Origin of the sequence: Mucilaginibacter arboris, from assembly GCF_009754915.1 — a bacterium.
Lineage (GTDB): Bacteria > Bacteroidota > Bacteroidia > Sphingobacteriales > Sphingobacteriaceae > Mucilaginibacter_A > Mucilaginibacter_A arboris.
The window spans coordinates 181,787-205,114 of the sequence record NZ_WPIK01000002.1 but is presented as its reverse complement, the minus strand read 5'-3'; the positions used below and the strand labels follow the sequence as shown (position 1 = coordinate 205,114).

Below are 23,328 nucleotides of genomic sequence, written 5' to 3'. Positions count from 1 at the left end.
TTTAATATTATTTAATATTCATTTGCAAACCAAAAGAGTAGGTTCGTTGTAAAGGATAAATTTTTTCATCCGACTGCAATAGTTCGGGATCTACATACTGATGTGCAAATGCGCCCGAAAAGGTCAGTGCATTTTCAATACTTGTATATAATCTAAGCTGATATACATGGAATTTTTTGGTAAGCTGATCCGGGATAGTATAACTTAACTGAACATTTTTTAACCGGGTATAAGCCGCATTTAACAAATATCCGGATTGGGGGATTTGATTTTTACCTGCACCATTATTAATATCTATTCGTGGGAAATAACCATCAGGATTGGTAGGCGACCACCTGTCGGCTAACTTCGGGGTTACCGTACTCTGGTATTCTGAAGTGATTCCCCAGAAATAATTGTTACTTGGCATATAATCAGCATGTCCCTGCCCTTGAATAAAGACAACGAGATCAATTCCTTTCCAGTTAGCGCTGGTAGTAAAACCATATAAGTACTTAGGGGTGCTGTTGCCGATAATGGTTCTGTCGCCCGGATTGCTAACAGTATTACTTCCATAAGTGATCTTTCCGTCGTGGTTAAGATCAGCATACTGGATATCGCCAGGCAGATAACCGGTGGCATTAATGGCAGTTTGACTTGGGGCACTGTTAACTTGTGCCTGAGTCTGAAATTTACCTACCGTTTTAAATCCCCATATAGCGCCCATTGGTTCGCCTACATAAGGCTGGGTGATGAGGCTTTGAGGATTTCCGGTATATTTAGTTATTTTTCCGGCATAATGAGATAAGGTTGCCCTTGCCATTAAATTTACTTCACCTACACGGTGCTTCCAAGAGGCCGTCATGTCCCATCCGATAGTTCTGGATGCAGCACTGTTTACTGTCGGCGGGGTAACCCCTAACGGGGCAGGATATGTATTTGGAGGGCCAAACTGGTCGGTTATATTTTTATTGTACCAATCAAAAGTAGCGCTAAAATCAGTCAGGAAATCCACATCTACACCCAAATCAAGTTCCGAAGGCTTTGCCCAGGTAAGTGTAGGGCTTACCAACTGGCTTGGGTTGGCAACATAAGGCAAACGTCCGCCGGTTGCAGGTGTAAATATCCATTGGCTGCTTGTAGATGATCCGGTGCGCAAATTACTGAGGTACGGGTAATAATTTCCGCTGTTAAGAAATTGGGAAATATCGCCCAGCCCTCCGTAGGAAGCCCTGAATTTTAGATTATTTATAGCCTTTAAAAGAGGTTTAAAAAAATCTTCCCTGGAAACATTCCATCCTGCTGATGCTGAAGTAAATAAATGATATCGTGTATTAATAGGAAATAAGGAAGTTCCCATATAGCTTGCATTGCCTTCAACCAGGTACTTTTCTTTATAATTATAGTTAATCCTGCCAATTATACTGTTTGTAGCCCAGCTATAACCACCTAAATCTGTGGTAGAAGGTGTTGTACCACTGGTAAGTGCAAGTGATGGTTCTGTTATGCTATACAAATACTGGTTTGTTCCTGTTAAATTGGAATAGGTCTTCTTCTCCGTCTGCTCGCCCAGCAATACTTTAAAATAATGGCCCCCTATTTGTTTCTCATAACTGCTAAAAAGATTATAATTATAATAATTGGTAGCGGAGTATGTTTGGCTGACAGAGGATATGGTAGTGCTAAGAAATTCAGGGTTACTCGGTACTGCATAGGTAAAAGGTAAAACAGAGGATAAGATGTTGTAATTGTTGTAATCATAATTATAATGACCGGTGATATTCCAGCCAGGCAATGGCTTAATGGTAATATCACCGCTTATCCGACTATTGTTGGTACGGCTAGTATTGCTACCGCCTTGTTCTATCTGATGCACGTAAGATGCAAATTCGTAGCCACCGTTAGGATCAATTAAGGCTACTGTTGGCCATATTCTGGCCAGTTGATGGAACCAGTCGCCGCCTGTGCTTGTTCCTCCGTTATAAGGAGAATAAATGTTTTCCTGCGAATAGGAGGTTTTTAAGCTGAAGGTAACGTATTTATTAACATCGGCAGTAATATTTGCCCTGAAATTGTCCCGTTTATAACTATCATTAAAGTAATTATACAAACCGTTATGATCTGTAGTGCCAACCCCAAAAAAATAGGTTATTTTATCACTGCCGCCATCTACACTTAGGTTATGCTGCTGGCTTGCAGACCATTTTTTTAAATAAATTTTAAACCAGTCATTATTTGAATTTGGAAATACAGGGTCATACCGGGCATAAGCATCAGAGCCCGGAACAGCAACGTTAGTAGGGGTGTTTTGGGGATCCTGAATATAAGCTTTAATCCTTTTAAGGGCATCAGCAGTAAACAGCGGCGCTAAACCTGCATTGGTATATGCCTCGTCCATCGTATTTGCAAATTCAAGTGAATTCACCATCGTTGGTTCATTTAATGGCTGGGCGTATGAAAAATTATTAGAATAACTTAACCTAAGGGGCTGATTTTTTTTACCCTGCTTTGTAGTAATTAATAAAACGCCATTAGGCGCCCTTGAGCCATAAGCGGCCGAAGAGGCAGCATCTTTTAACAAACTGATACTTTCTATATCATTTACATTGATGCTGTTGATATTTGTTTCTACACCATCAACAAGAATAAGCGGACCGGCAAGGTTATTACCACCGGAGGAGCTAAAACCCGTATAACCGCGCACGTTTATGGTTTTTGTGGCGTCAGGGCTTCCTCCGGCATAATTAGTAGTTACGTTAAGGTTAGCCATCATGCCTTGCAAAGCGTCCCCTACATTTGTTAATGGCCTGTTTTGTAAGTCCTTACCGCTAATCTGATCGACTGCGCCGGTAAGGTCAATTTTCTTCTGAGTAGCAAAACCTACTACCACAACGTCATTTAAAGAGTTGGCGTGCGGTAATAAAGTGATGGTCATTTCTAATTTATCGTTTACTTTGACCTCTATAGGATTATATCCGATAAAGGATACAACCAACATGGCATTTTCATCAACATCGGTTAATTTAAAAACACCGTTCTGGTCTGTAACTGTCCCCTGTGTAGTTCCTTTTACTTTTACCGTAGCCCCTGGCAGCCCAAGGCCTTTTTCATCTAATACCCTACCCCTAACAGTAATCGTTTGTATAACAGCAGCGCTTTCCTGCGATAAATCTTTAACCCGGTTTTTAATGATAACTGCATTCTCTTTTACGATATAAGTAAAAGGCTGGCCCTGAAAACAGGCTTTTAACACCTCATCTATACCTGCATCTTTTACATCAATAGATACTGGTTTGGCCTGTTTGATCAGTTTCAGGTTGTAAAAAAAATCATATCCTGTTTGTTCCCTGATATGGTTAAATATTTTACTGATCGAGGCATTTTTTTCATTTAAAGTTACCCGTTGAGCAAAACTGCTGGCGCTTACCTGCAATATAGCTGTGGTTAAAATAACTATAATGAGTTTCATTACGAACAGGATTTTATTTATACGGTTGGTTTTACCGCATAAAAATAGCTTGTAAAAATTCATACATTTGGCATGTTTAGGTTTAACGTATTGGTTAGTTTAATTGCCCCGCATAAAAGGCATTGAAAGGTTTAATCTAAATACTGATCAGGGCCCTGATGGCAGTCGGGGCCTTGTTTCTTCAGATAACCGGAAAAGTAATCCTTATTTCATCACCGTTACCCTCCTTCCTTCGATCCTGAAATGAACGTTTCCTGTTGCTTCAATAATATTTAAAACAGAATTGATACTTTTTAAGCGCGATACCTTACCGGCAAATAACAAATCGGGGTCTTTGCTGGTCTCGTAAACAACCTCTATATTGTACCACCTGGATAATTTTTTCATGATACTTTCAATATTCTCATTGAAATTGAAGTAGCCATTTTTCCAGGCTACGGCATCTTCTGTATCCACGTCCTTTATAGTTATGCCTGATCGGCCTAAAGCGCTTTGCTGATCAGGTTTAAGTATCACTGATTGTTGAACTGTTTGGTTTGTACGCCCTACCGTGATCTTTACGCTGCCTTCCAGCAGGGTTGTTCTTATTGCATTTTCATCTGTGTAGGCGTTTACATTAAAATGTGTACCTAATACTTCAATTTCCTGTTTATCTGTAACCACTTTAAAGGGCTTGGTTTTATCTTTTGCCACTTCAAAATAGCCTTCTCCGGTCAATTCTACCCTCCTTTCATTACTTGCAAATTGTGTAGGGAATTTTAAAGATGAGGCTGCATTTAACCAAACCCTGGTTCCGTCGGGCAGGTTTATTGCATATTGCCCTCCTTTTGGAGTTTCAACGGTATTAAAAGCTAATGTTCCTTGGGGATACTTACCTTTAGGGCCTAATGTTTTATAGATCAGTTGGCCAGTTGTGGCCTTGGTAATTGTTAAACTTCCTTGTTTAGCAACCTCACCATTTGAAGTAGTATTCAAATCAATTTTAGATCCATCGGCTAAGATTAGAATTGCCTTATTTCCTCCAGGCGTAATTTCCTGTTTTGGATGATTGGTTGTATTGGATGCATAATATTCGGATTTACGGTTGGCATAGAAATATAATCCTACCGAAAGTGCAATCAGGATGGCGGCAGCAGCCATCCATCTGCCCCATATACTTTTAACGACAACTGTTTTCTGTTGATGATGAACTGGCAAGCTGGCCCAGATTGCATCCAGGTGCCTTTCCATTGCATCATAATCCACTGTACTTTGTTTTGATTTTGCTTCCGACAGGTACCAACTGTCTAACCGGGCCTGCTCTTCAGCAGATATATTCCCTGATTTGTATTTTTCTAATAACGCTTTCGCTTCCTGGTTCTTCATAAAGAAAAGATATTGATACCTTTTCGGGATATGACGGACAAAAGAGATGCTGGTAGTAGAAAAAATAAGTTTTATATAAGAAGTTGTTTAAACTTTAGGGCCCGTTTAAATTTGTACAGATCCTTGGATATACTGATGCTTCTTTTACCGGGTAAAAATTGGTGTTTGCATTTAATCAATCAAAAAAACATGGTTAACATTTTTAGGTGATAAAAGAAGCATCAACACAAAAAATCAAAACCCGATGACCAGCATTTTCAGGTGATAAAAGAAGCATCAAACCTAAAAAATCAAAAACTAATCATTCAGGGCTTGTTTAAAATATATTCCGTAATTTTTGTGTGTCCCTTTTTTGGCTAAAGCCGCTGCCTGTGTTTATGCAACCCACGGCCTAAAGGCCGTGGCAATTTTAAAGCTTGGTTTTACGAAAGATTTTTATTTACTAATGCTGAATTGGCCTTGTACGGACAGAACGCCCAGTCAGGTCCAAATGCAGTTGCCACGGCCTTCAGGCCGTGGATAAAGGATAACCGGCAACAGGCTTTAGCCAAAAAACCAAAAACATTTAAAAAATGAGGGCATCAAAGGGCATCAAACCAAAGGATCAAATTTAAACAGGCCCTAACATTTTTAGGTGATAAAAGAAGCATCGACCCAAAAAAAAGAGGGCAAGAAAAAAAAGTTTAAACAACTTCATAAATTAAAAGCTTGTTTAAATTTTGTTCAAAATATTTGATATGCTTCTTTTATCACCTAAAAATAGAAGATCTATAGCGTGTTGAACTGGTACCGGAAAACAAACACAAAATCACTAAAGACCTATAAGGTTTTCAAAACCTTATAGGTCTTTAGTGATTTAACGGGTAAAAATTGGTGTTTACATTTAATCGATCAAAAAAACAATGGTTAACATTTTTTAGGTGATAAAAGAAGCATCAACCCTAAAAAAGAGGGCCGGAAAAAAGTTTAAACAACTTCTTAATTAAAAGCTTGTTTAAATTTTGTTCAGGATGTTTGATATGCTTCTTTTATCACCTAAAAATCTGCAAGCCATTAACTTTTGTACCGGCAGCTCCCTCTCCTTTGGAGAGGGCAGGGCGAGGCTAATTTTATAGTGCTAAAAGAAGCATCAGAAGATTTCAGCTAAAAAGTTTAAACAACTTTTCTATAAAGGGGAGCAGAATAAAAAGTGAACCTAATTTAAGCCGGAGTATTTTTATGGCATTGTTCACTTGCTTTTTAACCGTTTTATCAGAAATATTTAACCTTTGGGCTATCTGTTTGTAAGGCAGATGTTCTTTTCTGCTTAGCTCAAATACGGTACGCATTTTAGCTGGCAGGCTTGATATTTCTCTTTCAATGATGATACGCAATTCTTTTTCCCTAACATTATAATCAGTTAAGCACTCTCCCTGCAACAGAAAGCTTTGCAAAGAACCTTCATATTTTAACCTCACCTTTTTATTGGCAATCAGGTCTAAGATGCGGTTTTTTACTGCTTTATATAAATAAGCCGCTAAAAAAGTTTTTAAATTGATTTCTGTGCGTTTATTCCATAATATGATGAAAACCTCCTGAACCACATCTTTCGCCTCTTCTTCATCCTGCAGCATTTTATAGGCATGAATATAGAGTATAGATTTATAACGGTCATAAATCTCTTTATAAGCAGCTATATGGCCTTGTTTTAAAAGGTCAAATAAAATCTCATCGTTTTGCCTGTCAGTACTCATTTACCTATAACCGTTAATATTATAATCTTTTACAGGATTGGATTAGTATAGCTATAAATTATTTCAAGGTTTGAATAATCCCTTATTAAGTCACTTTCTTTTAAGCTGAATTGTAAGTATTATCATTGATTAACATTTGTTAATCTATCCAACATTAGCACAGAAACAAGCAATAGCGGCCAAACTTAAAAAAGCTTTTTATCTAATTTATAGCTGCGGCCGGTCCTTCGCCAAACTGCCCCAGCTTGCACTAGGTTTGCTGCCCATTTGCAGCACCAGCTGGCCGCCTTGCGCCAGCTCTTGGTAAGTGATAAATGTACGTGTATATTTTTTACCGTTAAAAGAAGCATTCTGGATATAAATGTTTTTAGCGCCGTTATTTTTAGCAATGATGTGCAGCTTTTTACCTGCTGCCAGTTGTACGGTGGCTTCGTTAAAAAGCGGACTGCCAAATACGTAAACACCGCTTGCCGGATTAACCTGGTAAAACCCTAAGGACGACAAAACATACCAGGCCGACATCTGCCCGACATCTTCATTTCCGATAATGCCATCCGGCTGATCGGTATAAAAATTATCCATGATGAAACGTACTTTCTCGGCTGTTTTCCAGGGCTGCCCGGCATAACTATACAAGTAAGTAATATGGTGCGATGGCTCATTGCCATGTGCATATTGACCGATCAGGCCGGAAATATCCGGCGATCCTTCTTTCCCCAAGCTTCCCTTAACTATAAACAGCGAATCGAGTTTTTGAATGAAGAGCTTTTCGCCGCCTTGTAAAGCAATCAATCCTTTTACATCCTGCGGAACGAGCCAGGTGTATTGCCAGCCGTTCCCTTCGGTATAGTCATCACGTCGGTGTCGCGATTCGAAGGGACTAAAAGGCGTGCGCCATTCGCTTGCCGATAATCTTCCACGCATAAAATTGGTTTGCTGATCAAAATAGTTGCGGTAATTTTCCGACCGTTTGCTGAAGTATTGGTAATCGGCCGCTTTTCCCATTTTTTTGGCCATTGCTGCAATTCCCCAGTCATCAATACTGTATTCCAAACCCATTGCCACAGATTCAACCAGGCTGTCTGCCGGTATATAACCCAGCTTTTTCACATAATTTAAGCCGCCGTCATTGCGCATCGCGCTGGCTTTCACCGCTTCATAAGCCAGGTTCGCATCAAAGCCTTTAAACCCTTTTAAATATGCATCGGCCACAATAGGTACGGCACTGTAACCTACCATCGTATTGGTTTCATTCCCCATTAAATGCCAGACCGGCAGCTTGCCCTGCTGCTGGTAAATGGCAAGCATGGTATTGATGATATCATTAACTTTTTCTGGCTGGATAAGCGTGTAAAGCGGGTTTAAAGCACGGTAAGTATCCCACAAAGAAAATGTAGTATAGTTGGTAAATGCTGCTTTTGCATGCACTTTTTTATCGGTGCCCCAATAATCGCCATTGTAGTCATTAAATATTGACGGCGCGATCATCGTGTGGTACAAAGCCGTATAAAAAATACGTTTTTGCTTTTCGCTGGATGTTTTAATCTCCACTTTTTGCAGCTCTTTATTCCAGGCTTGTCCTGCAGCCGCAACAACCTGGTTAAAATTCCATCCGGGAATTTCTGCCCCGATGTTCATCATCGCGTTTTCGGTACTAACCGGCGAGATGCCTACTTTTACCAGTACTTTTTCACCTTCCTTGGTAGCGAAAGTAAGTACGCCTTTTACTTTTTCACCTGTTAAAGATGTACCTGTTTTAGCAGCTAAACCATCGTAAACCGAAAAATCTTTAACCGGTTTTGAAAAAACGGCCGCAAAATAAACGCGCTGGTCTTTCGCCCAGCCGGTGGAATAACGGTAACCCGTAATTGTGGTTTCGTTAACCTGTTTGATGGAGGTTTCCGTTGGCTTATCCCATCCCAAACCTTCCTGCAGGTCAATCACAATATGCGACTGGCCGCTTTTAGGGAATGTGTACTGATGAAAGCCCACACGCTTAGTCGCCGTTAATTCTACAGCAATATCATATCGTTTTAATTTTACGGCATAATAACCTGGGCGGGCGGTTTCATCCTGGTGACTGAACAGCGAAACATAACCGCTTTGCAAATCTTTCGCACTGCCTTTCATCGTTTTGATGGGTCCGGTTGTAGGCATCAAAGAAATATCGCCCAGATCGCCTATTCCGGTCCCGCTTAAATGGGTATGCTGAAAACCGACTATGGTAGAATCGGAAATATGATAACCGGAGCACCAGTCCCAACCCTGCGAAATATTGCTTGGGCCTAATTGCACGGCACCAAAAGGAACATTGGCGCCCATAAAAACATGCCCGTGAAAACCTGTTCCGATAAACGGATCAACATATTTGCACAGGTTTTCCTGCTGTTGCTCTTTGATAACTTGAACAGGCTTTTGCTGGCAGTAACCTACATCAGCAAAAATGATACAAGCGCTTAAGAGCAGTAAAAATTTATTCAGGACCGGTTTTAAAGTCATGGTACAAATGCTGTTTTTATGGATGAAAAATCATAATTCATAATATGTTTTGCCAAAAGCGGATGCTGTTTTTATCAGCCTAAAATAGAAGCGTTCTTCTCACAGGCTTAATGTTTTAACCAGGATGACGGAACGCTTTGCGGAGCAGAACCATTTACACTATATTTCAAATTCAAGGTATAACCGCCGCCGCCTTCTACAAAGTCAAGTGCAAGAGGCTGCAATCCTTTTTTTACGGCTATTTGTCCGGATTTTTCGATAGCACTGTGCCAGCCATCGTTGTCCACTACTTCCCTGCCTGCAAGCTGCAAGATGCCGCCATCATCACACGTTAAATAAAAAGTGTAGATACCATCCGCAGGAATATCAAGATAACCCTGATATTTTAAGCCGAAACTGGATGCCTTTGCTTCTTTTGGCACTTCAATATTATCAACGGTAAAAACAGCATTTGCTTTGCCAGCCATCAATTTGGCGCTTTTAAAAGGGCCGGGATAATAACTGCAAAGCAGCCCCGGGCTAACAGAAGCAGTTACCGGTTCGGCAAGGGTTTGTTTGGTATAATGCAGGTTATAAATATCGCCGCGGCTTCCAGCTGGTGTAAAAGCGGCAAGCCGGATGAACATTGATTTTTGGATGGTAAAAGGAGCATTAAGCGGGGTTGAATTTTGATCAGGCAAACTTCCATCCGTAGTATAGCGAAGCGTTAAATCTGGCATTGGTTTCTCCGGGTTTAAAACCGCTTGGTCGGTAAAAACGTTCTGGTCTACCAAACCTGCAATATCTGGTAAACGGTAATGTACACCCAAGGCATCTAAACGCGGATAGTTCATTTTTAACCGCTGCAGATACGTTTCGTACTCGTCCTTGTTGGTCCATAACCGTTCTGCCAGGGCAGTCATTCGGGGGAAAACCATATAATCGGCGCGGTTTTCCGTTGGGATCCATTCCGTCCAGGTATTGGCCTGTGCACCTACAATATTTTGTGCCTCTTTGTCTGTTAAACCTTTTGGAATAGGGTTGAAGTGATAAACATTGGAGATGGAATACGGATTGGGCTGGGCATCAAAATAAAGCGGGTTTCCGGGCGACATCACAACCTGGTTACCGTTTTTGGCCGCTTTTACCGGCGCTGTCGAAACCCAGGTGCGCCAGTACATTACCATCGCAGTAGAACTAATACCGTCTTCCAGGATCTCGTCCCAGCCGATCAGTTTCCTTCCTTTAGAGTTGAAGAACTTTTCCATCCGGTTGATAAAATAGCTTTGCAGTTCGGCGGTGGTCTTCATGTTGTTTTTCGCCATAAAATCCCTGCAAACGTCTGATTTTTCCCAATCGGTGCGGTCAACTTCATCACCGCCAATGTGAATGTATTTGCTTGGGAAGATGTCCATAATCTCCGTAAAAACATTCTGTGCAAACTCGTAAGTACTTTCATTGATTGGGCAAATCGGGGTTGAAAAATCTTTTCCCCACCTGTTTTCGCCGTTGCAGGTTAAAAAAGGGTAAAGATTGATGGCGGCCATCATGTGGCCTGGCATATCAATTTCGGGGATGATATCGATGTGCCTTGCCGCTGCATAAGCTACCACGGCTTTCATTTCCTGCTGGGTATAAAAGCCGCCATAAAGCGTTTTTCCGTTTTTTTGGATGATGTGTTTTGGATCGATGATAAAATCAGGATTGTCTTTGGAACGTGCCATGCAAACAGAATCCTGACTGTTAAAGGTGCGCCAGGCGCCTTCTTCGGTCAGTTTCGGATATTTTTTGATTTCGATGCGCCAGCCCTGGTCGTCTGTTAAATGGATATGAAACTTATTGAACTTGTACAGCGCCAGCCTGTCGATAAACTTTTTTAGATAATCAACCGAAAAAAAGTGCCGGGAAACATCCAGGTGCATGCCGCGCCAGGCATAAGCAGGCTGGTCGGTAATGCTGACTGCCGGAAGCGAAACTTTTTTGAGGAACGTTTGGCTGCGTTCATCCGCCGGTAGCAATTGCCGTACCGTTTCTACCGCCCTGAACATGCCCGCTGCTTCTTTTGCTGCTAAAATAACCGTGTTAGCAGTAATATTTAAACGGTAACCTTCCGGAGCAGCAATACCGGCATCATATTGCAGTAAGATCTGGTGCGCCGGGCCCGCTTTGCCTTGTTTTAGCGGTTTGCCTAAATATTGTTTCAAAAGTGCATTCAGCTGCAAAGCTTCGTTGGTAAAGCGGGAACTAGGCGAGACGATCCGGGTTTCTGCAGTAATCACAAAACTGCCTGTGCCTGCCGTTAAGGCGGTTGGATACGGGATCAGCGGAAATTTTGCATTTGCCTCCTGCGCCTGGGTTTTATAAAAAAACACGGAGCAAAAAAGGAGCGTAAGACAGGTTGTTTTTCTATAAAAATATTTTCTCATAATAGGTTTTATATTGATGACCGGTTAAAAAACACTTCAGCTACCGGAAAAATTTAACGCAACAAAAAAAGCCTGGTAAAAGAAGCATGCTTCTTTTACCAGGGTAAATTATACATGGAGCAACTGTGGCTTTTGCTGATAGGTTTCCCACAAAAACTCGCCAAAAATAGTATTGGCCCAGGCAAACCAGCTTCTTGTAAAATCTGCCGGATTATCTTTGTTAAAAGATTCGTGCATAAAACCTGTGCCGGCATGGTTCGCTTTCAGCATCCTGATGCAATGTTTAATTTCCTCATCGTTTGTGCTCGTTAAGCCGCGTGCAATTATGCTGAGCGGCCAGATCATGCCGTCTTTTCCTACATGCGGCCCTCCTATGCCTTCTGCTGTTTTTCCCCGGTAAAAAAACGGATTGCTGTTAGACAATACAAATTTCCGCGTGTTCTGATAAACCGGATCGGATACCGAAACCGCATCCAGATAAGGCAGCGCCAGCAAACTTGGGATATTGGCATCGTCCATTAAACTTTTATTGCCAAAACCATCTACTTCAAAAGCATAGATCTTTCCAAAATCCGGATGTTCTGCAACAGCATGTTTTTGCAAAGCGTCTCCTACCTCTTCAGCTAAACTTTTTAAATCCAATGTTAATTTTTCATCCTTAAAAACAGCATCCACTATTTCAGCAGCTTGTTTTAGGCTGATGACTGCAAAAAAGTTGGACGGAATCAGATACGGATAGATCGTAGCGTCATCGCTAGGACGGAACATCGAGCAAATCAGTCCGTTTGGTTTTACCGGGAAACCATAACCGCCCATCGGAAGGGTGTCTGTCGGGGTATGGGTATTGCGCTGGAAATGATAAGGGCCGCGGCTGGTTTTGCGCTGCTGCTCTTTAAACGTTTGCAGGATCAGTTCAACTGCTTTTTTCCAATTTGCATCAAAAGGCTTGGTATCGCCGGTTTCTTTCCAGTAACGGTGCGCCAGGCGGATGGGATAACAAAGCGAATCGATTTCAAATTTACGCTCATGTATGCCGGGCTTCATCGTGGTATAGTCACTTTTCCATTCGCTTACCTTCGTATCGTCTTTATAAAAAGCATTGGCATAAGGGTCTTCCAAAACACAATGCGTTTGCCGGTTGATCACCCCGGCGATCAGTTGCCGCAGCTTTTCGTCTTTTTTAACGAAAGGAAGATAAGGCCAAACCTGGGCACAACTGTCGCGCAGCCACATGGCATCGATGTCGCCGGTGATCACATACGTATCCGGCCGTGCTTCTTTTATGGCATAAAAAACGGTGGTATCTAAGGTGTTCGGGAAGCAGTTCTCAAAAAGCCAGCCCAGTTCCGGGTCTTTAACTTTTGATTTGAACTGTACAATGGCCTCTTCAACAGCCTTACTGGTAAAGTTTCTTTTAGCTAAGGCCGGCCTTAAACTCTTATATTCAATACCAGAGGCAAACAGGTTTTTATTAAATATCAATCCGGCAGATAACAAACCTGCCTGCTGTAAAAACGTACTTCTTTTCATACTAAAAAATAAATTACGACAGGCTATTCTGAAACCGGGTAAACATCAGCAACTTTTACATTAGGTGAAACACCAATTTTATGGCCTTTTATCCCATAAAACAAGATAAACAAATAACATGGGACGAGTATCCAGTAAGCATGGCTGGGGTTAACTATATCGGCCAGGCGGCCATAAGCCAAAGGGATCAAAGCGCCGCCGCCGATAGCCATGATCATAAAAGAAGAACCAATTTTGGTAAACCTGCCCAGGCCGGCAATAGCCAGCGGCCAGATGGCGGGCCACAATAATGAATTGGCCAGGCCAAGCAAGGCGATGAACAGAACGGAAATATATCCGGTAGTAAAAATAGCAACCAGCGAAAAAATAACGCCCAGTACAGCGGATACTTTCAGCGCTTTTTCCTGCCTGAAATATTTCGGGATACAAATAATGCCGGTGATATAACCGATAGTCATCCCAAGCAAAGTACAGGTGGTAAAGAATTTTGCCGTAGATAAAGGAATGCCCTGGCTTGCTCCGTAGCTGATGATCGAATCTCCGGCCAAAACCTCTACCCCAACATATAAGAACAAGGTTAACACACCCAGCAGTAAATGCGGGAACTGGAAGATGCTGGTTTTACCGGTATTGGCAGCAGCAACGTTTTCATTTTCATGGTCGGTATCAATTTCGGGCAATGTGGAAAACGAGATCAGAATGGCCAGGATGACCAGAATGATCACAATAACGATATAAGGTGTAATTACGCGATGGGCCAGTTCATTCAACTCTGTAACTTTTTGTGCTGCAGGCATCGAAACTAACCTTGCTTTTAAACCGTCTGCATCTTTTAAAGTGATCGCCCCTAATACAATCGGGGCAATAGCGCCCGCAATTTTATTGCAGATACCCATAATACTGATGCGTTTGGCAGCGCTTTCTATCGGTCCCAAAATAGTAATGTAGGGATTGGATGCCGTTTGCAAAACGGCCAAACCCGTTCCCTGAACAAATAAGCCTAATAAAAACAGTATGTACGTTCTGCTTAAAGCTGCCGGAATAAAAATTAAAGCACCAACGGCCATAATGGCCAGCCCAACGGACATACCATTCTTAAAACCTGTTTTTTTCAGCAGCCAGGCGGATGGAATGGCCATCACCAGGTAAGAAATATAAAATGAAAATGCTACCAGGTAGGATTCAAAATTATTAAGCTCGCAGGCCAGCTTTAAGTAAGGGATCAAAACGGAGTTCATCCAGGTTACAAAACCGAAAATGAAGAATAAGGCCCCGATGATCAGGATAGCATTAGAACTTTTATCCGGCTTGATACTTCCTGCTAAGGCCGGACTGGTAACATTTGTCATTTTAAAAAGAGTTAGGGTTTACTGTTTTTAGGTTGATAAAAGAAGCATTACTAATTCATTATGCCTTCTGCTGTCATTTCAACTTTCGCTGTCATTTCGACCGCCGGGAGAAATCTTCTTCAAATAATACAAGGTTTCCCTTTCGCTTTGATGAAGATCTCTCCTATCGTCGAAATAACAGCCGGGTTTGTTCAATACTGTTTTTACCGGTATTAATCTAATCTATACCTTACAAAAGCTTCCATGGCTTCATATTCTGCCATGCCGAGCTTATCATAAGCACAAGCTGTTTCACGGTTGCGGTCTTCTGCCCGCACCCAGAACTCCCTGGCATCATCGCCCGGGAAAACCGGTAAATCTTTTTGCGACTGGTGCTTGTAAATAGCCAATCGTTTGCGGATTACTTCCTGCGGCGAAAGCGGAACGGCCATTTCGATCTCATGCGTTTCAAACTCATGCCATGCCCCACGGTACAGCCAGATCCAGCAGTTTTTAGTCCACTCTTCAGTTTTCAATCGTTTTAAAGCTTCAACCATAATATTGAAACAGATTTTGTGTGTGCCGTGCGGATCGGCAAAATCCCCGGCAGCAAAGATCTGGTGCGGCTGCACTTCCCGAAGTAATTTCATCGTTTCCTGAATATCATCTTCATAGCTCACGTTTTTCTGAACCTTAGAGCGGTCATAAAAAGGCAGGTCCATAAAGTGGATATGGTCATCGGGAACGCCGGCAAAACGTGCCCCGGCAATAGCTTCGCCTTTGCGGATCAGCCCTTTTACCGTTTTCATTTCCTGCGGGTCAGCTTCGTTAGGTAGTTTATTTTGGGAGAAAGTGCGCATGCTGTCATACAATCCTTCCAGTTTGGATGGTTCTTCACCCTGGCTTTTGGCAAAATCAATGGCAAACTCCACAAAACGCAAGGCATCATCATCCCAAACCGCGTTGTTGCCTGAAGTTTGATAAGCTACGTGAACATCATGCCCCTGGTCAACCAAACGGATAAAAGTCCCGCCAACCGAAATCACATCGTCGTCCGGGTGCGGCGAAAATACAATTACCCGTTTTTTTGCCGGTTCGGCACGCTCCGGCCGCTGGCTGTCATCAGCATTTGGTTTGCCGCCCGGCCAGCCGGTAATGGTATGCTGTACCTGGTTAAAAATATCAATATTAATGTTGTAAACCGGTCCTTTTTCTGTAGCCAGTTGTGCCATACCGTGGTTGTTGTAATCTTCTTCGGTTAGTTTTAAAACCGGTTTTTGTACCGTACCAGCCAGCCAGATCACTGCTTTTTTGATCAGCTTGTCTGTCCATACGCAATCTTTAACCAGCCAAGGCGTGTTAAAACGGGTCAGTTCTGCGGCTGCTTCTTCATCCAGCACAAATTCTACATTTTCTGAAAGCTGCAGGTAAGTGGCCGGAACATCCGAAGAAATTTCCCCTTCCACTGCTTTTTTGATGATCGATGCCTTTTTATAGTTCCAGGCCATCAAAATGATTTCCCGTGCTTTAAAAATCGTTCCGATACCCATCGTAATAGCCTTTACCGGCACATTTTCTTTTCCTCCAAAATCATGGGAAGCATCCCTTCTCGTCAAATCATCTAAGGTAACCAACCTTGTTCCTGAGTTTGGCGCCGAGCCCGGTTCGTTAAATCCGATATGCCCGGTACGGCCGATCCCTAAAACCTGTAAATCCAGGCCGCCATAACTGCTGATCTTTTTTTCGTATTCCAGACAAAAAGCGGCCACATTTTCCTGTTTTAGCGTTCCGTCCGGAATATGGATATTTTCCTTTTTGATGTCGATATGGTCGAACAGGTTTTCGTTCATGAACGTCACATAACTCTGCGCCGCGTCTGGTTTCATCGGATAATATTCGTCCAGGTTAAAGGTAATCACGTTTTCAAAGCTCAAACCTTCTTCGCGGTGCAGCCGGATCAGTTCGGCATAAACTTTAATTGGCGTAGCGCCGGTTGCCAGTCCTAAAATCGTTTTTTCACCTTTTTCATTTTTTGCGATGATCAGATTGGCGATCCTTTTCGCTACTTTTTTAGAAGCAAAAGAAGCATCAGGATAAACCGTTACCGGCAGCTTCTCGTACCTGGTCTCTTCCAATAAATTTAAACGGGCCATAATATATTAGTTGATATGAATAAATTGTTCAGACAAATTCCAGCCGCTTACCGAAAGCTGCGGATTGTTTATTTTTGATGCGTTTTCTACCAATATTTTTTTTGTTTCGCCAGGAAGCACGGAAACATAGTTATCCGAATAAAAAACCGGCAAAACCCGATTGTGCGTAGAACCATCCACTAATGATAAACGGTTAAAAAAAGCCATCGGTGCTTTTGCCGGATTGCTTAACGTAACTTCTATTTTGCCATTGTTTAATTTTTGTGCGGAAGTTTGCAATTGCGAAGCTGCCAGTTTCTGCAAACCCGAATGATTGCCATTTGCATCCGGCAGCCAGTAGATGTTTTCGCTCAGCTTATTTTTATTTTTGTCAAAGATTTGCAGACATAAAAATACGCCTTTGCTTTTTGCCCGGCGTTCCACTACTCTTTTTAGCGATACAAAACCCTTAACGGATGAAGCCTGCGCTTCTACAAAAACCTGTGTAAGCAAACTGTCGGCACCGTTCATGTCTATTGTTCTTGCGGTCAGCATCAGGTCGCGCTTCGTTTCGAACGTATTGTTCACCACCGAAACCATTCCGGTAAATTGATTATACATCACATGTAAAGGTTCGCTTCCGCTATGCAAACCGTACAAGCAAGCGTTCGGGTCGAGGTAATAATCGTACATCTGCCCGCGCATCGCCGTCCAGGGGTTTTGCGTTTTCCAGATGATCGTGCCTGTGTACCAGCTCCACATATGCGAACTGAAACCTTCCATCAAAGCGCGGTATTGATCGTAATTGACCAATTGTGCTTTCGCAGCAAAATCTTTTGCACTTTCAGCTTTTCCGTATGGGTCTATGGAAGCATCGTAGCCGATATATTTATGATAATCCCAAACAGAATCAACTTTGCTGCTTTTCTTTTCGGCTGAATATTGCGGCGCAACCATATTTTTTTCAGGAATGAAACGTTGCAGCGATTCATAATCACTTACACCAACTGAACCAACTTCGGAGTTAAATGGCCAGGTACGATCTACCCAAAAAGCAGAAAGTGGCTGGATGCCGTACGGGCCATCTCCATTGCCGCCCATTGTGTTTAACGACATTTTATCGGAGTTGGAATAATCCACAAACCAGCGCGTGCCATCCAGTTTGGGCATGATCGTATCACGAACGGCCAGCAAAATATCTTCCGGGGGCGTAATTTCGTTTCCGCCGCACCAGATGGCCAGTGAAGCATGGTTTCTAACTAATTTGATCTGGTCGGAAACGGATTTTAAGTACAAAGCATGATCGTCCGGATATTTGCGGCGTGTCCATTGGTCGTCGGCTTTCGCCGGGTCAACCCATTTGCCGTTTGCATCGCCCGAAATCCAGAAATCCTGGAAAACCAGCAAGCCATATTTATCGCAGGCTGCATAAAATTCCGGCCGTTCTACCAAAGCACCGCCCCAAACCCGTATTAAATTCAGGTTCATATCGCGGTGAAAATGAACTTCCGCATCGTAACGGGCATCAGAAAAACGAAGCATCGCATCCGAAATAATCCAGTTGCCGCCTTTAATAAAAACTTTTTGTCCATTTACGTTGATCTGCCGACTATGCGTTTCCGTGTTCCATTCCGAAGAAATTTCCCTTACGCCAACCGAAACATTTTCCTGATCTGAAACACTTCCCCCAACTAAAAAACTCATTTTTAAGTTGTACAAGTTTTGCGGACCGTAACCATTTGGCCACCATAACTTTGGATTTTTAAGGCTGAAATCTGCCAGCGAAACTTCTGTTGTTGTATGCGGTTGAATGGCCACCGATTTGGAAACCGTGCTGCCATCCAACACATATTGTAATACTCCTTTTACCGTATGATTTGTTGGGTTTTGCAGCTCTGCCGAGGCTTTGATAATTGCTGGTTGCTGTATTCCTGCAATCTTCCTAACTCCAGGAACCAGGGTAATTACATGTGGGTTTTTAAGGTTGATTTCGCCGGTTTTTTCAATTGTAACTTTATCCCAGATGCCGGTATTACGATCACGCATTGGCTGGATCCAATCCCAGCCAGCAGTATATTGCAAACCAACACCTTTAGCAATCCGGCCGTCGCCGCCTTGTCCGCCGTTCGGATTTCCAACCGGGTTTGGCGGGTAAACAAGTACCGCCAAAAGGTTTTTTCCGTTTTTATTGATAAAAGAAGTGATGTTGTAAGATTCCCGCAAGAACATGCCCACATGCGTTTTCGGGTTTACTTTTTTACCGTTCAGGTAGATTTCGGCACTGTAATTAATTCCCCGGAAATTCAGATAAACCTGACGGCCATTTGTTGGTGCAGCTTCGTCAAAATCCTTTACAAACCAATAGGTATAATAATCTCGCCCTGTATTATAGATGTCCTTGATACGCTCGTTGTTCATTCCGTAAAAAGGATCGGGCACTTTTTTATTGTTCAGAAGCGTGGTTAAAACTGTTCCGGGAACGGTGGCCGGCATCCAGTTTTGGGTAGCAGAATTTGGCTGGGACAAGGCAATTCCATCTGCCTTAACTTCAGTAACCTGGGTACATTTCCAGCCGGAATTTAGCTCATAAGAAGTTTGCGCTTTGGCACTTGCCACTAAAAAAACACCGATAAAAACAGCATGTAAAACCGCTTTTAAAGATTTTTTTATGGAAGGTATTCCGGTTGGTTTTTGCAATGTATTCAGTTTAAAATCAATAATCAATTTTAAAAGAGGCTTCTTTTAGCCCTTTATTTCTGGCAGGTGCAGGTATATTCATCCTAATCCTATCCGTATTAATTTTCTATTTTAGCTTTTGGTTACTTCCCAACATAACCACTTTTTTTAAGCTGATTTAAAAAAAATCTTATTCATGTGCACAAGGTTTAGCCATTTATACAGAAACCTGGTCTTCTATCTCATTCAGTTTACTTTCCAGGTTTTTACCAAAATTTTCTACCACCAATGCAGCCCCGCCAATTAACTGCGCCCTGGTATTGAGTTCAGAGATGATGAACGTTGTATGGCTGGTTAACATGGGGATACAATGCTCATTGATAGCTTGTTGTATGGGTGCCAGCCATAATTTACCTACAACGCTGCCTTTACCGCTTAAAACAATTGCCGCCGGGTTCATCAGGTGGATCAGTATGGCCAAACCTTCCCCTACATGATAAGCGGCCTCTGAAATAAGCTTTACTGAAAACCTGTCACCTTTAATTGCCTCGTTTATAATGATGTCTGCATCTATATCTTCATAATTTGCAAGACTGGTGATTTCCCCCTGCCCAATCCCCTGCTTAGCGATTGCCGTTACTGCAATTAAGGAAGCTTCCGTTTCCAGGCAGCCATGTTTGCCACAAGTACAAAGCTTACCGTTTTTAAAAAGCGGGATATGACTGAATTCGCCCGCAAGCCCGTTGTTCCCCCTGAAGATCTTATCGTTCAGGATCATACCCAGGCCAATCCCCCAGCCTAAGTTTAATACCATCACATTTTTTATCCCAGCCGCTACACCAAACTTCTGCTCGGCAAGCGCGATAGCTGTGGAATCGTTATCTAAAAAAACCGGGATAGAGATATTTTGCTGGATGTATTCTACCAGGGTTTGGCCGGCTACTTTTAAATAAGTATAATTTACACCTTTTTCAGTATCAACAAACCCGGGCATCGTTATCCCAATCCCTATAATCTTATTTTTGGCAAACCCGGAAGCTTTTATAAAATGATTTAAATATTCAATAAACTTATCTGTTTGCAGGTCACGCAGCTCAAACCCGTACCGTGCCACATCAGTTACAAATTGATTGTTCATGTCCACCAGCACCATTTGCGCCGAAAACTGGTCCATTGCAACCGACAGGAGGTAATGCGTATTAGCTACAAGGGAATAATTTAACGGTTTTCGGCCACCCTTGGAATTGGCCAACCCTTTTTCCTCCACATAACCTTCTGCAATCATCTCGTTCAATGTCTTTATCACATTTGGAATACTTTTTCCGGTATGGTTACTTACTTCCGTACTGGTTAACAGCGTATGATAATACAGGCATTTGATCGTTTTGCTATGGCTGATTAAAAAATCGATCTTATTGTCCCCCATTTCCTTTTTTAATATTTTACATATTTAATTTTATTTTTTGATAAAAACAAAAAACTTTTTAAAAATTTAAAAAAGAAGTGCAAGGTTTTATTTTATGATGAAATAGACCAAAGGCTTGTTGATATTATAAGGTTATTTGCCATGCTTCTTTTACCAAGTAAAAAACTGAGATTATATTTTGAACTATAAGGGCCTGTTTAAGTTTTATTGAGAGAAAATACAATGCTTCTTTTACCGGCATAAAATCGGCACTGATGGATTGCATCAACCCAACAATAAGTTTTTTATGCCGATAAAAGAAGCATCAACAGCTTTCTGAAGAAAATTTAAACAGGTCCTAAAAAAGTATGGCAGTGGAACCTTTGTTTTCCTTTAATAATCAGCGTGCCTTCATCGGTTTTTCCAGGTAAATTCCTGAAATACGATTTCTTTATAATTATCTTTTTCATACAAAACGCCAATTGCTGCATCCGACAATTTAACCAGGTCAGAATAGGCACTATAATCTCCTTTGTAACCCTCCGGGCTTTTTGCGATCACTTTGTTCAGCGCCCAGGTTTTACCTTCATCTAAGCTGATACGCAAAGTTAAATTATCTCGTTTGACAGTATCAGCATCATTGCAAAAAGCCACAACGCTTTTTCCTTTAAACTGCCCGATGGTGAGGATACTGCCCTGGCAAACGGGATCGGGAAGCTGGTGGTCAAAGTAGGTCGTGTCCCAACTTTTACCGCCATTGCTGCTAACGGCCACTATCCTTGCTTTGATATTGCCTAACTGATTGCGGATATTCATCATGAGTTTATTTCCGGACAATACCGTTGCCATGGATTCATTGCCGCCCGGTGTAGTTACATCCTCACTTAACTTAAAGGTTTTTCCATGATCATCGGTATAAAAGCCATTTGCCCTTCCATCTGCATAATGCGGTTTTGGTTCGCCTGCAGAATGATTAGCTGCAACATAAATCCGTCCTTTATATTTCCCCGAAGGAAATTGCACCGCGTGGCCCGGACCGTTGGCATAACTCCTCCAATCTTCCTGAAAATTATAGGCTTGATTAACCTGCGGCTGTTTTGGCTTATGCACCTGCAAAGTGATATTAACAGGGTTTGACCACGTAAGTCCGCCATCTGCAGAAGTTTTATACCAAACTTCCCGTAAACCTAAACCCTGGCGGATTTTGTTCTCGGGCACATTGCCGGTATTATAAAATAAAAAAATCCTTCCTTTAGGGAAAGCGGGGTCTGTCAGATCTACCACGGGCGAGGCATTGCCTGCCTGCAAAGTATCGTTTGATACCACTACTTTTAACGGACCCCAGGTTTTTCCGTTATCGGTGCTTCTTTTAAGCACTATTTTTACGTTTCCGAAATCGCCCGAACCGTTAACGCGCCCTTCGCAAAATGCCAGCAGGTTCCCGTTTGGCAATTTGGTTATGGCAGGGATACGGAAGCTTTTAAAGCCATCCGTTCCGGCTGTATAAACAGGAATATCCTGGGCTTGCAGTTTTGTATAACCGGTTAAAGCAGTTAACAATATAACCGCCAGTAAGCTTAAATTTTTCATGCGGGTATCTCTTTTAAAATTTGTAAACAATACCATTCCTGCCTTGGCAAATGAAAGGGCCCTTTAAATAAATTGCCTTTAGCGGTTTGTGCCAGGCTGCCGTCGCGGTGCAGATAACCAAACCATTCGCCATGCTCCTGATCGTGGAAATGTTTGTAGGCATAATCGTGCACCATTTTATGCCAAGTCTTATATTTTTCGTTACCTGTAATGAGATAAGCCAAAAGTGTTGCAATAATTACCTCGTTATGCGGCCACCAGAACTTCATGTCCTGCCAGTATTCCTGTACAGGTTTTCCGTAAACATCCCGGTAATATAAAATGCCGCCATGCTCTTTGTCCCATCCCCGTTCCCACATATAATCGAGCATTTTGCAGCCCAGTTCAATCAGGCGGGGATCATTGTTCCGATGTTTTGCTTCGTGCAAAATAAACCAGGCACCTTCAATCGCATGGCCGGGATTTAAGGTACGGCCGTCAATATGATCGATGATACTTCCATCGGGCGCCACCTGTTCCATCACGCATTGTATCTCGTGCTTTACAAAATCACGTTCAATCTCATCGATCCATTTACTGATGTATTCATCGCAGCGGTCATCGCCAATCGTTTCCCTTAACTGCTGGGCAGTATTGATCATAATCATGGGCGTACCGATACCTTTTGAAGGACGTGTAGGCATAAATTTAGGCTGAAGCAAACCCGGCACCGTTGCATACCTGATACATTGGCCAAATAAATCCCGGGCTTTTTGTGCGATATCCTGGTCGCCGCTGGCCTTTGCATAAGCAGCCATGGCAATAACAGCAAAGGTTTCGGAGAAGAAATAACGGCGTTTCCGAATAGGCTGTCCGTCGCGGGTTACGTGGAAGAACATTTGCCCGTCTGTATCGAAGCAATGGTTCAACAAAAAAACAATGCCTGACCTTGCGCCATCCAGCCATTCCTGCTTCGGCTCTACTGTGTTGTACAAGGTAGATAAAAGCCAGGCAGCACGTCCCTGAATCCAGACTGCTTTATCATCGTCCAGCAACGTTCCATCCTGATCGCGCATCAGCAAATAGCCTCCGTACTCTTGATCGATAGACCGCGGGAACCAAAAAGGAACGGTATCATTTAACAGCTGGTTCTCATAAAACGTTTTTAGTTGTTCTATTTCTGTTGGTGTGTAACTCATTTTGAATTAATTATGGTTTGAGGATGAAGCATGCTTCTT

The 23,328-nt window shown here is 42.4% G+C and carries 12 protein-coding genes; all 12 read right to left on the bottom strand.

All coding sequences use genetic code 11. The annotated features are described in order from the left end of the window. Positions 1-7: 7 nt before the first annotated feature. A complete protein-coding gene (locus GO621_RS02760) occupies positions 8-3,448 on the bottom strand; it encodes a TonB-dependent receptor (protein WP_198170106.1) in 3,441 nt (1,146 codons plus the stop codon). Between the two features lie 204 nt (positions 3,449-3,652). Beyond that, positions 3,653-4,813, bottom strand: coding sequence for a FecR family protein (locus GO621_RS02755; RefSeq protein WP_157563974.1), 1,161 nt, complete (start codon positions 4,811-4,813; stop codon positions 3,653-3,655). 1,139 nt (positions 4,814-5,952) lie between these two features. Further along, complete coding sequence (locus GO621_RS02750) at positions 5,953-6,546, bottom strand: RNA polymerase sigma factor (RefSeq protein WP_157563972.1); 594 nt, start codon at positions 6,544-6,546, stop codon at positions 5,953-5,955. 207 nt (positions 6,547-6,753) lie between these two features. Then, positions 6,754-9,045 carry a GH92 family glycosyl hydrolase gene (locus tag GO621_RS02745; RefSeq protein WP_157563971.1) on the bottom strand — a complete coding sequence of 764 codons (2,292 nt, stop codon included), beginning with the start codon at positions 9,043-9,045 and terminating at the stop codon, positions 6,754-6,756. Positions 9,046-9,152: 107 nt separating this feature from the next. Beyond that, positions 9,153-11,396: a family 20 glycosylhydrolase gene (locus GO621_RS02740; RefSeq protein ID WP_317163378.1), complete on the bottom strand. Its 2,244-nt coding sequence runs from the start codon at positions 11,394-11,396 to the stop codon at positions 9,153-9,155. 162 nt (positions 11,397-11,558) lie between these two features. Further along, on the bottom strand, positions 11,559-12,980 hold the full coding sequence (locus GO621_RS02735) for a glycoside hydrolase family 125 protein (RefSeq protein WP_157563967.1): 1,422 nt from the start codon (positions 12,978-12,980) through the stop codon (positions 11,559-11,561). 23 nt (positions 12,981-13,003) lie between these two features. Continuing rightward, complete coding sequence (locus tag GO621_RS02730) at positions 13,004-14,329, bottom strand: sugar MFS transporter (protein WP_157563965.1); 1,326 nt, start codon at positions 14,327-14,329, stop codon at positions 13,004-13,006. A gap of 212 nt (positions 14,330-14,541) precedes the next feature. Further along, positions 14,542-16,461 carry a glucosamine-6-phosphate deaminase gene (gene nagB, locus GO621_RS02725; RefSeq protein WP_157563963.1) on the bottom strand — a complete coding sequence of 640 codons (1,920 nt, stop codon included), beginning with the start codon at positions 16,459-16,461 and terminating at the stop codon, positions 14,542-14,544. 6 nt (positions 16,462-16,467) lie between these two features. Continuing rightward, complete coding sequence (locus GO621_RS02720; protein WP_232335571.1) at positions 16,468-19,164, bottom strand: glycoside hydrolase family 2 protein; 2,697 nt, start codon at positions 19,162-19,164, stop codon at positions 16,468-16,470. Between the two features lie 169 nt (positions 19,165-19,333). Further along, positions 19,334-20,542 (bottom strand): ROK family protein, encoded by a 1,209-nt coding sequence (locus tag GO621_RS02715; protein WP_157563959.1) that lies wholly within the window; start codon positions 20,540-20,542, stop codon positions 19,334-19,336. A 390-nt stretch (positions 20,543-20,932) separates the two neighbouring features. Beyond that, positions 20,933-22,111, bottom strand: coding sequence for a sialidase family protein (locus GO621_RS02710; RefSeq protein WP_157563957.1), 1,179 nt, complete (start codon positions 22,109-22,111; stop codon positions 20,933-20,935). After that, the gene (locus tag GO621_RS02705) at positions 22,108-23,289 is read right to left on the bottom strand and encodes an AGE family epimerase/isomerase (RefSeq protein ID WP_157563955.1); all 1,182 of its coding nucleotides are present in this window, start codon (positions 23,287-23,289) and stop codon (positions 22,108-22,110) included. The genes GO621_RS02710 and GO621_RS02705 overlap by 4 nt, the downstream gene beginning before the upstream one ends. Positions 23,290-23,328: the final 39 nt, after the last annotated feature.

Bases quoted from the DNA above. Each gene is read 5' to 3' on its own strand.
- GO621_RS02710 (WP_157563957.1), bottom strand. From the start codon at position 22,111: ATGAAAAATTTAAGCTTACTGGCGGTTATATTGTTAACTGCTTTAACC.
- nagB (WP_157563963.1), bottom strand. From the start codon at position 16,461: ATGGCCCGTTTAAATTTATTGGAAGAGACCAGGTACGAGAAGCTGCCG.
- GO621_RS02715 (WP_157563959.1), bottom strand. From the start codon at position 20,542: ATGGGGGACAATAAGATCGATTTTTTAATCAGCCATAGCAAAACGATC.
- GO621_RS02755 (WP_157563974.1), bottom strand. From the start codon at position 4,813: ATGAAGAACCAGGAAGCGAAAGCGTTATTAGAAAAATACAAATCAGGG.
- GO621_RS02750 (WP_157563972.1), bottom strand. From the start codon at position 6,546: ATGAGTACTGACAGGCAAAACGATGAGATTTTATTTGACCTTTTAAAA.
- GO621_RS02705 (WP_157563955.1), bottom strand. From the start codon at position 23,289: ATGAGTTACACACCAACAGAAATAGAACAACTAAAAACGTTTTATGAG.
- GO621_RS02745 (WP_157563971.1), bottom strand. From the start codon at position 9,045: ATGACTTTAAAACCGGTCCTGAATAAATTTTTACTGCTCTTAAGCGCT.
- GO621_RS02735 (WP_157563967.1), bottom strand. From the start codon at position 12,980: ATGAAAAGAAGTACGTTTTTACAGCAGGCAGGTTTGTTATCTGCCGGA.
- GO621_RS02730 (WP_157563965.1), bottom strand. From the start codon at position 14,329: ATGACAAATGTTACCAGTCCGGCCTTAGCAGGAAGTATCAAGCCGGAT.
- GO621_RS02760 (WP_198170106.1), bottom strand. From the start codon at position 3,448: ATGAAACTCATTATAGTTATTTTAACCACAGCTATATTGCAGGTAAGC.